General features: G+C 74.5%; 8 protein-coding genes. 7 read left to right on the top strand and 1 reads right to left on the bottom strand.

Annotation, left to right across the window (positions count from 1 at the left end):
• Positions 1 to 86 precede the first annotated feature (86 nt).
• The 7 genes from recC to V3N99_17830 are packed head-to-tail and all read left to right on the top strand — an operon-like array spanning position 87 to position 11,439.
• On the top strand, positions 87 to 3,527 hold the full coding sequence (gene recC / locus V3N99_17800) for an exodeoxyribonuclease V subunit gamma (protein MEO3938589.1): 3,441 nt from the start codon (positions 87 to 89) through the stop codon (positions 3,525 to 3,527).
• Positions 3,515 to 6,970 carry a UvrD-helicase domain-containing protein gene (locus V3N99_17805; protein ID MEO3938590.1) on the top strand — a complete coding sequence of 1,152 codons (3,456 nt, stop codon included), beginning with the start codon at positions 3,515 to 3,517 and terminating at the stop codon, positions 6,968 to 6,970. Before recC ends, V3N99_17805 begins: the two co-directional genes overlap by 13 nt.
• Positions 6,967 to 8,952 carry an exodeoxyribonuclease V subunit alpha gene (gene recD, locus V3N99_17810; GenBank protein ID MEO3938591.1) on the top strand — a complete coding sequence of 662 codons (1,986 nt, stop codon included), beginning with the start codon at positions 6,967 to 6,969 and terminating at the stop codon, positions 8,950 to 8,952. The genes V3N99_17805 and recD overlap by 4 nt, the downstream gene beginning before the upstream one ends.
• 13 nt (positions 8,953 to 8,965) lie before the next feature.
• Positions 8,966 to 9,328 carry a hypothetical protein gene (locus V3N99_17815; GenBank protein MEO3938592.1) on the top strand — a complete coding sequence of 121 codons (363 nt, stop codon included), beginning with the start codon at positions 8,966 to 8,968 and terminating at the stop codon, positions 9,326 to 9,328.
• Entirely contained in the window at positions 9,321 to 9,773 is a 453-nt protein-coding gene (locus tag V3N99_17820) for a hypothetical protein (protein MEO3938593.1), read from the top strand. The genes V3N99_17815 and V3N99_17820 overlap by 8 nt, the downstream gene beginning before the upstream one ends.
• 57 nt (positions 9,774 to 9,830) lie before the next feature.
• Positions 9,831 to 10,958: a PfkB family carbohydrate kinase gene (locus tag V3N99_17825; protein ID MEO3938594.1), complete on the top strand. Its 1,128-nt coding sequence runs from the start codon at positions 9,831 to 9,833 to the stop codon at positions 10,956 to 10,958.
• A gap of 58 nt (positions 10,959 to 11,016) precedes the next feature.
• Complete coding sequence (locus V3N99_17830; GenBank protein MEO3938595.1) at positions 11,017 to 11,439, top strand: hypothetical protein; 423 nt, start codon at positions 11,017 to 11,019, stop codon at positions 11,437 to 11,439.
• A 60-nt stretch (positions 11,440 to 11,499) separates the two neighbouring features.
• Here V3N99_17830 and V3N99_17835 read toward each other — a convergent pair whose 3' ends face one another.
• Positions 11,500 to 12,429: an NUDIX hydrolase gene (locus V3N99_17835; protein ID MEO3938596.1), complete on the bottom strand. Its 930-nt coding sequence runs from the start codon at positions 12,427 to 12,429 to the stop codon at positions 11,500 to 11,502.
• Between the last annotated feature and the right edge of the window lie 4 nt (positions 12,430 to 12,433).

A 12,433-nucleotide genomic window follows, 5' to 3' on the forward strand; every position in this document is an offset into this window, starting at 1 on the left:
GGCTCGATAGGTTGGGCGGCACGGGCGCGGGAGGCGGACCCGGCCCGGATCGACAAGTCCAGGAGCGTTGAGGAGAGGGGGGAGTCGTGCCGCTGCACGTGCACATCGGTGACCGGACCGACCGGCTGGCCGACCAGCTCGGCGACCTGCTCGCCGACGTCGGTGACGACCCCTTTGCGAGCGAGCTCGTCGTCGTCCCGGCCAAGGGGGTCGAGCGCTGGCTGAGCCAGCGGTTGTCGCACCGGCTCGGCGCGGGCGCGCGCGGCACCGACGGGGTCTGCGCGGGCGTCGACTTCCGCAGCCCACGCTCCCTGGTGGCAACTCTGACCGGGACCGAGCGCTCCGACCCGTGGGACCCCGAGCGGCTCGTGTGGCCGGTGCTCGCCGCGATCGACGCCTCTCTCGGTGAGCCGTGGTGCCGGGCCCTGGCCTCGCACCTCGGTGAGGGACGGCAGGGTCAGGAGCGCGACCTGCGCCGTGGCCGTCGCTGGTCCGTGGCCCGTCGGCTGGCCGGCCTCCTCGCCGCCTACGCCGTGCAGCGGCCGACGCTGCTGCAGGGGTGGAGCGAGGGACGCGACGACGACGGCGCCGGCGCCCACCTGCCCGACGACCTGCGCTGGCAGGCCCCGCTCTGGCGGGCGGTGCAGGCCCGGGTCGAGGCACCTGCCCCGCACGAGCGCCACGTGCGCACGATCGCCGCGATCGTCGGGGGGAGCCCGCTCGACCTGCCGCACCGGCTCTCGCTCTTCGGCCACACGCGGCTGCCGGTCAGCGAGGTCGAGCTGCTGCGCGCCGTCGGTGAGGTGCGCGAGGTCCACCTCTGGCTGCCGACACCCTCGCCGGCCCTCTGGGAGCGGCTCGGGCCGCACGTGGCGTCGGGCGCCGTCGCGCGCACCGCCGACGAGTCGGCGGTGCTGGTGTCGCACCCGTTGCTTTCGTCGCTCGGGCGCGACACCCGAGAGCTGCGGCGCTCGCTCTCCGTCGTCGAGGGGGGAGGCGGGGTCGGCGGGGGAGGGGTCTCGACGACCGTGCTCGAGCCGTCGTCGTCGCCGGACACCCTCCTCGGATGGCTCCAGGACGACCTGCGGCACGACCGCGAGCCCTCGTCCACGACCCGGTCGGACCGGGTCGTCGTCGCTGGCGACCGGTCGGTCCAGGTGCACGCCGCCCATGGCACGGCGCGCCAGGTCGAGGTGCTGCGCGACGTGCTCGTCGGCCTGCTCGCCGACGACCCGACGCTCGAGCCGCGAGACATCGTCGTCATGTGCCCCGACATCGACACCTACGCCCCGCTCTTCCACGCCGCCTTCGGTCTCGCAGGGGTGCTCGAGCCCGGCGAAGGGGGTCACCCGGCCCACCGGCTGCGGCTGAGGCTCGCCGACCGGGGCACGGCGCTGACCAATCCCTTCCTCGCCCTCGCGGCGGCCGTGCTCGACCTCGCGGCCGGGCGAGCCACCCTCAGCGGGGTCCTCGCCCTCGCCGGGAGCGCCCCGGTGCGCCATCGGTGGGCCCTCGGTGACGACGACCTCGACACGCTGGCCTCGTGGGCCGCTGACTCGGGGGTGCGGTGGGGGCTCACCGCCGCGCTGCGCAGCGACTACGGGCTGTCCACCGTCGGCGACAACACCTGGCGCGCGGGCACCGACCGGCTGCTCACCGGTGTCGCGGTCGCCGAGAGCGGCTCCCTCGTCGCGGGGGTGCTGCCACTCGACGACGTCTCGAGCGCCCAGGTCGAGCTGGTCGGCCGGGCCGCCGAGCTGGTGGACCGCGTCGAGGCCGCCGTCGAGCAGCTGCGCGCGTCCACGGGTCTCGGCGAGTGGCTCGAGGTCCTGCGCGAGGGGGTCCTCGGCCTGGGCTCCGCCGCACCTCAGGATGCCTGGCAGGTCGCGCAGTTCGAGCGCGAGCTGAGCGCGGTGCTCGACGCCGGCACCGGTGGGCCGGGGGCCGACGAGCCGCAGCTGGCCCTCAGCGACCTCCGGGCCCTGCTCGACGACCGGACCGGCGCCCGCCCCACCCGGGCGAGCTTCCGCACGGGGTCCCTCACGGTCTGCACCATGGTGCCGATGCGTTCGGTGCCGCATCGCGTCGTCGCCCTCGTCGGTCTCGACGACGGGTTCTTCCCCCGCGCGACGGGCACGGACGGCGACGACGTGCTGGCCCGCTCACCGTTGACCGGTGAGCGCGACGCCCGCAGCGAGGACCGGCAGCTCATGCTCGACGCCGTCCTCGCCGCCACCGAGGCGCTCGTCGTCACCTACTCCGGAGCCGATGAGGTCAGCGGCCAACCGCGGCCGCCCGCCGTGCCGCTCGGTGAGCTGCTCGACGCCCTCGACACGACCGCGACCACGCCGGACGGCGTGGCCGTGCAGCAGAGGGTCGTCGTGCACCATCCCCTGCAGCCCTACGACCCCCGCGCCCTGACCCCCGGCGGCCTCGTCGGCTCCGCACCCTTCACCTTCGACCGGGCCGCGCTCGCCGGCGCCGAGGTCAGCGCCGTCCTCGCCGCCCAGCAGGCCGGCACGCCCTCGGGCGAGCGTCGAGCGCGCAGGGGCCTGCTCGACCACCGGCTGCCCCCACTGCTCGAGCAGGACGTCACCCTCTCCGACCTGCAGGACGTGCTCGCCCACCCGGCCAGGGCGTTCCTGCGCCAGCGCCTCGACATCGCTGTTCCCCGCGAGGACCACGAGCCCTCGGACGCGATCCCCCTCGAGCTCGACAGCCTGCAGAAGTGGGCGGTGGGCGACCGTCTGCTGAAGCGGCTGCTCGACGGGGCCGACCCCGGCTCGGTCTTCGACGCCGAGCAGCGACGGGGTCAGCTCCCCCCGGGCGACCTGTCCGAGGCTCTCTTCATGGAGGTCGCGGGCCGGTCGGCCGCACTGGCGCAGGGCACCGCCGACATCCGGCTCACCCCATCGCGCAGCCTCGACATCGACGTGACCCTGCCCGACGGGCGACGGCTCACCGGTGTCGTCGCCGGTGCCCGTGGCCACCGCCTCGTGCGGGTCCACTACTCGGCGCTGGCCGCGAAGCACCGACTGGCCTCCTGGCTCGACCTGCTGGCCGTCGCGGTCACCCATCCCGAGCAGCCGTGGACCGTCGCCACCGTCGGGTGGCGCGGAGGGCGGGACCAACGCCCCCAGGCCAGCGAGCTGCGCGCGCCGCAGGACGCCCTCGACGTGCTGGTCGAGCTGGTCGACCTGCGTGACCGCGCGATGCGAGAGCCGCTGCCGATGGCCGTCAAGACCTCCGCGGCCTGGGCCGAGGCCGCCGTCAGACGGCGTCCCGCGGAGTACGGCGCCAGGCGAGAGTGGGAGACCGCGGCTGACGCGATGGTGCCGGGCGAGCAGGACGACGCGGCGCACGTGCTCGTGCACGGGTCACGCTTGCCCTTCGACGACGTCAAGAACGCCGGGGCCGGGGCCGCCGGTCTCGACGAGCGATGGAACGACCAGCCCTCACGACTCGGACGTCTCGCCGTCCGCCTGTGGGAGCCCCTGCTGCGGCACGAGCGGACGTGGTTGCTGTGACGGCCCACCCTCCGCTCGACCTGCCGACCTTCGACATCACCGACGGCCTGCCCACCACGGGCACGACGCTGCTCGAGGCCAGTGCCGGCACCGGCAAGACGTGGACGATCGCCTCGCTCGTCACCCGCTACGTCGCCGACGGGCACTGCCTGCTCGGGCAGATGCTCGTCGTCACCTTCGGTCGGGCGGCCAGCCAGGAGCTGCGCCAGCGGGTGCGCGAGCAGCTCGTCGAGGCCTCGCGGGTGCTGTCCGCGCCCGACCGGCGAGCGCTGTTGCCCGAGGCCCTGCCCCGCGGCATACGGCCGCTGCTGCCTGTCCTGCTCGAGGGTGACGACGAGCAGCTCGACCTGCGGCTGCGCCGTCTGCGCACCGCGCTGGCCGACGTCGACTCCGCCACGATCGCCACGACCCACCAGTTCTGCCACCAGGTGCTCGACGGGCTCGGCATCGCCGGCGACACCGATGCGCATGCCCGCCTGGTCGACGATCTCGACGACCTGCTCGTGGAGGTGGTCGACGACCTCGTCCTCGCCGACCACACGGCGGGTCCCGGTCGTGCTGCGGGTGAACCGGCGGGGGCCCGGTCGCTCACGAGGGGGGAGGCGCTCACCCTCGCCCGTGAGGTCGTCAGCGACCCGCAGGCCCGGCTCGAGCCCGCGCAGGCCGACCCGGCGACCCCCGTCGGAGCGCGCGTCGCGTTCGCCCGGCGGGTGCGCGCCGAGATCGACCGCCGCAAGCGACGGCTCGGGGTGCTCGGCTACGACGACCTGCTCAGCCAGCTTGCCGACGCGCTCGCCGACGAGCAGGCCCCGGCCCGGCAGCGGATGCGCGAGCGATGGCACGTGGTGCTCGTCGACGAGTTCCAGGACACCGACCCGGTGCAGTGGCAGGTGCTCGACCGGGCCTTCAGCGGCCACGCGACGATGGTGCTGATCGGTGACCCGAAGCAGGCGGTCTACGCCTTCCGCGGTGGCGACATCGTCACCTACCTCGCGGCCGCCGACACGGCCTCGCAGTCGCGCACGCTCGGCACCAACCAGCGCAGCGACGCGGCCCTCCTCTCCGGCCTACAGACCGTGCTCAGGGGTGCCGCGCTCGGCGACGGGCGGATCGTGGTCCGCGAGGTCTCCGCCGCCCACGGCGAGAGCCGTCTGCGGGGGGCCCCGTCCGCCGCTCCCTTCCGTCTGCGGATCCTCGACCGCTACTCCATGGGTCTCGACCCCGGCAAGACGGCATCGGTGGCCGAGCTGCGCGAGGAGGTCGCCAAGGACCTCGCGGCCGACGTCGCGACCCTCCTGGCCGCGGGCGCGACCTTCGACGACCGGGCGCTGCTGCCGCGCGATGTCGCGATCCTCTGCCGCACCGCCGCCCAGTGCCGGGTCGTGCAGGCGGCCCTCGAGTCGGTCGGGGTGCGGTGCGTCTACACCGGTGCCGGGTCGGTCTTCCGTCCCGACGCCACCGGTCGCCCCGCCGAGGCGGCGGCGGCCTGGCTCACCCTGCTCGAGGCGATGGAGCAGCCACACCGCAGCAACCGGGTCCGCGCCGCCGCGCTGACGCCGTTCCTCGGCCACACGGTCGACGACCTCGACGCCGAGGGGGAGCAGCTCACCGACCGGGTCGCCGACACCGTGCGTGACTGGGCCGTGCTCCTGCGGGCTCGGGGTGTGGCCGCGGTCCTCGAGGTGGCCTCGGCCCGTGGCGGCCTGGCCTCCCGCGTGCTGGCCCACCCCGGGGGCGAGCGGCTGATGACCGACCTGCGGCACGCGGGCGAAGCGCTCCACACGGCCGTTCGACGCGATGGTCTGGGTCTGCCGGGCCTCATCGGCTGGCTGCGCCAGCAGATGTCCGACGAGCACGTCGCCGTCGCCTCCGAGCGGGCCCGGCGCCTCGACTCCGACGCCTCGGCCGTGCAGGTGATGACCATCCACGTGAGCAAGGGCCTGCAGTTCCCCGTGGTCTACCTGCCGGGCCAGAGCGACCTCTATGCCGGGGGCACCCCCCGCACCCTGCGCTACCACGACGACGACGGCATCCGCTGCCTCGACGTCGGCGGCGACCCGACGCTCGACGTCGTGGAGCGGGTGCGCCGCGAAGAGCTCGCCGAGGAGCTGCGGGTCCTCTACGTCGGCCTGACACGGGCCCAGTCGCAGGTCGTCGCCTGGTGGTTCCCGAGCGCCCGCAACACCACGGCCTCGCCGCTGCACCGGGTGCTCTTCGGCCGAGGACCGGGGGAGGCGCAGGTGCCTGACCAGGCAGCCGTCCCCGACGACCGCACCGTCGTCCTGCGGGCTCGCGAGTGGCAGTCGCTGGGCGGGCCGGTCGTCGAGCCTGCGAGGCCCGGGGTGGCCCCGTCCCCACCGGCAGGGGCAGGCGGCGCGACGCTCGGTGTGCGCACCCTCCAGCGCGACATCGACCACGGGTGGACCCGCACGTCCTACACCGGGCTCACCACGGCGGCCGAGTCGGCCGGTGTGCCGGACCCGCTCGGCCCGACCAGCGAGCCCGAGAGCGTCCCGCGCGACGACGAGCCCGAGATCGTGACCAGACCGGTCGAGCACGAGGAGACGATGCGCTCGCCGATGGCCGACCTACCCGTCGGGGCGACCTTCGGCTCGCTCGTCCACGCCGTGCTCGAGCACGCGGATCCCGCAGCCACCGAGCACGGCGGTGACTGGCGGGCCGAGCTGGCCCACCACGTGCGCGAGCAGCTGGTGCGATGGCCCGTGACCCTCGACCCGGCGGTCCTCGTCGACGCCCTCGTCGCCGTCAACGACACCCCGCTGGGGCCGCTGGCGGCCACGACGCTGCGTCAGGTGAGCAGGGGCGACCGGCTGTGCGAGCTCGACTTCGAGCTCCCGCTCTCGGGTGGTGACGACCGCGACGCCGCGCATACGGCGCAGCCGGTGACGCTGCGGGACCTCGCCCCGCTGATGCGCCGGCACCTCGCCGCCGACGACCCGCTCGCGCCCTACGCCGACGTCGTCGACGACGCGGCCTACGGGCTCGACCTGCGCGGCTACCTCAACGGCTCGCTCGACCTCGTGCTGCGGGTCGGTGGGCGATACCTCGTGGCCGACTACAAGACCAACTGGCTGGGCGACCTCGACGAGGTCGGCCGGGACGCGCCCCGCCTCGATGCGCAGGACTATGCGCCCGATCGGCTGGCGACGGCGATGGGCCACTCGAGCTACCCCCTGCAGGCGCTGCTCTACGCCGTGGTCCTGCACCGCTTCCTGCGGTGGCGGGTCCGCGGCTACGACCCGGCCCACCACCTCGGTGGCGTGCTCTACCTCTACGTGCGGGGCATGTGCGGTCCGCAGACCCCCCTGGTCGACGGACACCCCTGCGGGGTGTTCTCGTGGCGTCCTCCCGTCGCGCTGGTCGAGGGGCTGTCCGACCTGCTCGACGGGGTCGCGCCGGGCCCGGACGGAGAGCTGTCGTGAGCGCCCCCGCGTCCGGGCCGGCGACCGCCGGCGACCCCTTCGACCGTCGACTCGCGCGTCGCGCCACCGGTCTGCTGCGCGCCGCGAACGAGGCCGGTGTGCTCGAGGCGTCCGACGTCCACGTCGCGGCCCGACTCGGCGAGGTGACCGGTGAGCGCCTGGAGGCGGTGCTGCTCGCCGTCGCCCTCGCGGTGCGTGCCGTCCGCCAGGGCTCGGTCTGCGTCGACCTGGGCTCGGTCGACCTCCCGGTCGCCGATCAGGCGCCGGACGCGGACTCGGGGACCGACACGACGCGCCCGGGATCGACGTCGTCCTCCAGGGGTGGCGGGCCCGTCTGGCCCGACCGTGAGGGCTGGACCGACCTCGTCGCCTCCAGTGTCGTCGTGGCCGCCGGGGCGGTCCGGGTGGACGCGGGCCTCGTCTATCTCGAGCGCTACTGGCGCGAGGAGGTGCAGGTCGACGACGACCTGAGCCGTCGCCGTGCCCTCCCGTCCCCGACGGTCGACGCCGCTCGGCTCGGCGCGGCGCTCGACGCGCACTTCCCCGTGGCCGTGTCGCCGCACGAGCCGTCCGGCTCGCCGATGGCGACCGACCCGGCTCAGCCCGGGGCCCCCGACTACCGCGAGCAGCGGGCTGCCGCCGAGCTCGCCGCCCGCCACGGCACCACCGTCATCACCGGCGGCCCCGGCACCGGCAAGACGACGACGGTCGCGCGGCTGCTCGGCACCCTGCTCGACCTCGACGGGCCCCCCGCCGGGTCCCCTGTCGGACCCGTCGACGGACCTCTCGGTGCCACCCGGCCCGGGCGGGCCCCGCGGGTGGCCCTCGCCGCTCCTACGGGCAAGGCGGCCGCCCGGATGACACAGGCGTTGCGCGACGCCGTCGCCCGCCCCGACTTCCCGGCCACCCACCGAGCCGTCCTCGACGGGCTCTCCGCCACGACCCTCCACCGGCTCCTCGGGTGGCGGCCCGGCTCGCACACCCGCTTCAGACACCACGGGGGCAACCCGCTTCCGCACGACGTGGTGGTCGTCGACGAGACGTCGATGGTCTCGCTCACCCTGATGGCTCGCCTGCTCGAGGCGCTGCGGCCACAGGCCCGTCTGGTTCTGGTCGGCGACGCCGACCAGCTCGCCTCGGTCGACGCTGGGGCCGTGCTGCACGATCTCGTCGAGGGGCTCGATGCCCTGACGAGCCTCGGGGGCGAGCCGACCGTGGCTCGGCTCGGGCGATCCCACCGCTACGGCGACGCCATCGGCGACCTCGCGCAGGCCATCCGGCACGGTGATGTCGAAGCGACCCTCGAGGCCCTCGCGGCGTCACCCGCGGCCCGTCTGGTCGAGCCCGGAGCCGCCGACGCCGAGGTGCTCGCCGGCGCGCGACAGCTCGCCCGCGCGGGGCGGGCCGGCGACCCGGTCGCAGCCCTCGTGGCCCTGGAACGGCACCGACTCCTCACAGCGCACCGGGTGGGTGAGTACGGCGTCGCGCACTGGAACCGCCGGGTCGAGCGCTGGCTGCGTGAGGAAGGCCTCGCCGGCCCGCTCGGAGCCGAGCGCACGGCCGGCGAGCCGTTCCTCGTGACGGCCAACGACTACGGCCTGGGCCTGTTCAACGGCGACACCGGCGTCGTCGTCCGCGGCGAGGACGGTCTCCTCGTCGCTCGCGTGGCTGACGGCACCCCGCAGGGGCGGGCGATGGCGGTGAGCCGTCTGGCCGAGGTCGAGACCGCGTATGCCATGACGGTGCACCGCAGCCAGGGCAGCCAGTTCGACGCGGTGACGGTGATCCTGCCGCCTGCCGACTCACCGCTGCTCACCCGCGAGCTGCTCTACACCGCGGTGACGAGGGCCCAGTCACGGGTGACGGTGGTCGGCACCCCGGAGGAGGTGCGAGCGGCGGTCGAGCGCCCGGCCCAACGGGCGAGCGGGTTGGCCCGACGCCTGGCGGGAGGCAGCCGGCTCAGCGGTCGGGAGAGCGGCTGACTACCCTGAGGGGGTGTTGTCCTGGCTCACCGTCGCGGTGCTCGTCGTGGCCGTCCTCTACGGCGTCATCGCTCTCGTCCACGTGCTGCGGGACACCGTGGTCGACGACCGTCTCCTGCTGGCGGCCGCAGCCCTCGAGGTGCTCCTGGTGGCCCAGGTCGTCGTCGGGATCGTGCAGGGCCTGAACACCACGCGCGACTTCGAGGCGCCCGTGTTCTACGCCTACCTGGGCACCCTCCCGCTCGTGCCCCCCTTCGTGACCCTCCTGGCGCTCAAGGACAAGACCCGATGGGCCATGGGCGTCGTCGCCGGCTCGGCCGTCGTGATCGCAGTCTTCCTGGCCCGGCTGACCCAGATGTGGACCCTCCATGGTTGACCCGAACCCCGCTCCCCACCCCGCTGCCTCCGGAGCCGGAGCCGGAGCCGGAGACGCCCGACCCGCGGGTCGCGGCTTCGGCATCGTCCTTGTCGCCCTCTACGCACTCTTTGCGCTCGCGGCCACGGGCAGGGCGTCGTACCAGCTGATCTCGGAGTTCTCCAAGGCCCCGGTGGCCTACCTGCTCTCGGCGCTCGCTGCCGTCATCTACCTCGTGGCCACGGTCGCGCTCGCGCGCGACGACCGCACCTCCCTGCGGGTGGCCAAGGCGGCGATCTCGGTCGAGCTGGTCGGGGTCCTGCTGGTCGGCCTGCTGTCCTACCTCGCGCCCGCGGACTTCCCCGACAAGACCGTGTGGTCGCACTTCGGCTCGGGCTACGGCTACGTGCCGCTCGTGCTCCCCGTCCTCGGCCTGCTCTGGTTGCGGCGGACGCGCCGGAGCTGACCTCGCTCGCGGTACGCGTGACCCCCGCGACGGGCCGCGGCACGAGAGGATGGGTGGGTGAGCGGATACGACCCCTTGGCATCGCACCGCACCGGCGACGGGCCGAGGTTCGACGTGCTCCTCGCGGGCACGGTCTTCCTCGACATCATCTTCACCGGGCTCGCCGCACTGCCCGTGGGGGGGACCGAGGTGTGGGCCGACGGGATGGGCTCCTGCCCGGGAGGCATCGCCAACCTCGCGATCGCTTCCAGCCGGCTCGGGTTGCGCACGTCCCTGGCGGCCACCTTCGGTGACGACGACTACGCCGACTTCTGCTGGCGGACCCTCTCGGAGCAGGAGGGGGTCGACCTCTCCCGCTCGCAGCGGATCGCCGACTGGCACTCGCCGGTGACGGTCTCGATGAGCATCGACCGCGACCGCGGGATGGTCACCCACGGTCACGCACCCCCGATGTCGTCCACCCAGCTGATCGGCCGCCCGCCCCTGACCCGCAGCGTGCTCGTCGACCTCGCCGAGGCCTTCGGCGACGGGTCCGACGACGACGGCCCCTCGTGGGTCGAGATGGCCGCGGACGACGGTGCGCTCGTCTTCGGGGACATCGGCTGGGACGCCACGGGGTCCTGGTCGCCCCGAGTGCTCGACCGGCTCGCCCACTGCCACGCCTTCCTGCCCAACGCCGTCGAGGCGATGGCCTACACCCGGGCCGACACGCCGCACGACGCGCTCTACGACCTCGCCGACCGCGTGCCGCTCGCTGTGGTCACCCTCGGCCCCGGTGGAGCCATCGCGATCGACGGCACCACGGGGGAGGAGGCGTCGGTGCCGGCGCTGCGGGTGCCGGCCCTCGACCCCACCGGCGCCGGTGACGTGTTCGCCGCATCGCTCGTGCTCGGCACCCTGAGCGGCTGGGCCCTGACCGAACGGCTGGCCTTCGCGACCCTGTGCTCGTCGCTCGCCGTGCAGCAGTTCGGTGGTTCGCTCGCGGCACCCGGCTGGGGCGACATCGCCGACTGGTGGCACGGCATCCGGGACGAGCCCGCGACGACGTCGTATGCCGCGGCCGTCCGTCGCCGCTTCGCCTTCCTCGACGGGATCCTGCCCGACGACGCGACCCTCGCGACCGGAGCCGCGGTCCGGCGCGCCGCGGCGACCATCGCGCGTCAGGCCGACGTCGGCGGGCCCTGAGGTATCAGGCGCGTGGGCCGAGGCCTCCTGTCGGGTGACCCCGAGCCAGAGGTGCCCCGTGAACGTCGTCAACCGTCTCGCCAGCGCCACCAGCGCGCCCACCATCCCCCTGCTCAGGGCCCCGGAGTCGTGGCCACCGTGGGTCATCGGTGCCAGCGCGATGGTTGCGCTCGCCCTGCTCGACCTCGTGGGCGCCGTCGCCGCCAAGGAGTGGTCGCGCAGCGGTGACACCAGGCCGCTCCTGACTGGAGTCGTCGCGTTCCTCACCCTCTTTTGGGTCTACGCGTCGGCCCTGCAGTACGCCGAGCTCGCGCTGGTCACCCTCGGCTGGATCGTCGCGCTGCAGGTGGCCCTGCTCGTCGTCGACCACGTGAGGTACGGCGTGCGCCTCCCGACCGGGTCGTGGGTGGCGGTGGCCGTCATCCTCGCGGCTCAGGCCTACCTGCTCCTCGCGCCCAGCTCCACCCCACCCCCTGCCTGACCCCCCTGACCCCCCCTGACCCTCGTCGACTCGACGCAGCGTCGAGTCGACGGGGAGGGGTCAGTGACCGGACTCGGTGTAGCCGCGGCCACCCTCGAGGGCGGCCGCCACGCGGCGGGCGGTGAAGTCGGTGGCGCGCTCGCGCACCTGCTGCGGGTCGAGGAACTGCGCGTCGCGGATCTCGCGCTCCTGCTTGACGATCCGTGTCACCACGTCGCCCGGCTGAACCCCGCCGTCGAAGACGAGGCACAGGGCGTCGTCCCAGCCGCCCCACGGGGGCAGCCAGTCGGTGAGCAGGAGGTCGCCGGCCTCGATCGTCAGGCCGAGCTCCTCCTCGAGCTCACGAGAGACCGCCAGCCGGGGTGACTCGCCCACCTCGACGACCCCACCCGGCAGGTCCCAGTCGCGCTTGTAGGTCAGCTGGCACATCAGCACGCGCCCGGCCTCGTCACGCACGAGCATCTGGGCGATGCCCCGCTTGCGCGGCAGGAAGGAGTTCAGCAGGGTGCGGAAGCTCGTCGGGTCGCTGAGCGGCACGTCGGTGGCAAGGCGACCGAGCAGCACCTGCTCGGTGCTCGCCGGGTCGACCCCCGTGCCCCGGGGCACCCGTTCGACGCCCTCGCGCATCAGCCCCGACCGGGTCGCCACCCGCAGGGCGGGCGCGTTGCCGGTGCCGACCCTGGCCCTGACCCTCACCAGGCCGAGCCCGCCCTGGCCTTCGTGCGTCAGCGCCCAGTCGACGAGCAGGCGCACGGCCCGGCTGCCGAAGCCGCGCCCACGGTGCGGCTCGGTGAGCTCCCACGAGAGGTCGCCGACGCCGGGGTCGGTGGTGCGGACGCCCACCACGCCCGCGGCCTGACCGGGCTGGGAGTCGTCGTTGCTGCCCACGACGACGACGAAGGAGACCATCGCCGGGTCCTCGTCATCGCGCTCTCGCAGCACGACGGCGCCGTCCGTGAGCTCGCGCCGGGGGCCGGTGGCTGGTCGCACCACC

The sequence above is a fragment of the Dermatophilaceae bacterium Soc4.6 genome (genome assembly GCA_039889245.1).
Classification (GTDB): domain Bacteria; phylum Actinomycetota; class Actinomycetes; order Actinomycetales; family Dermatophilaceae; genus Lapillicoccus.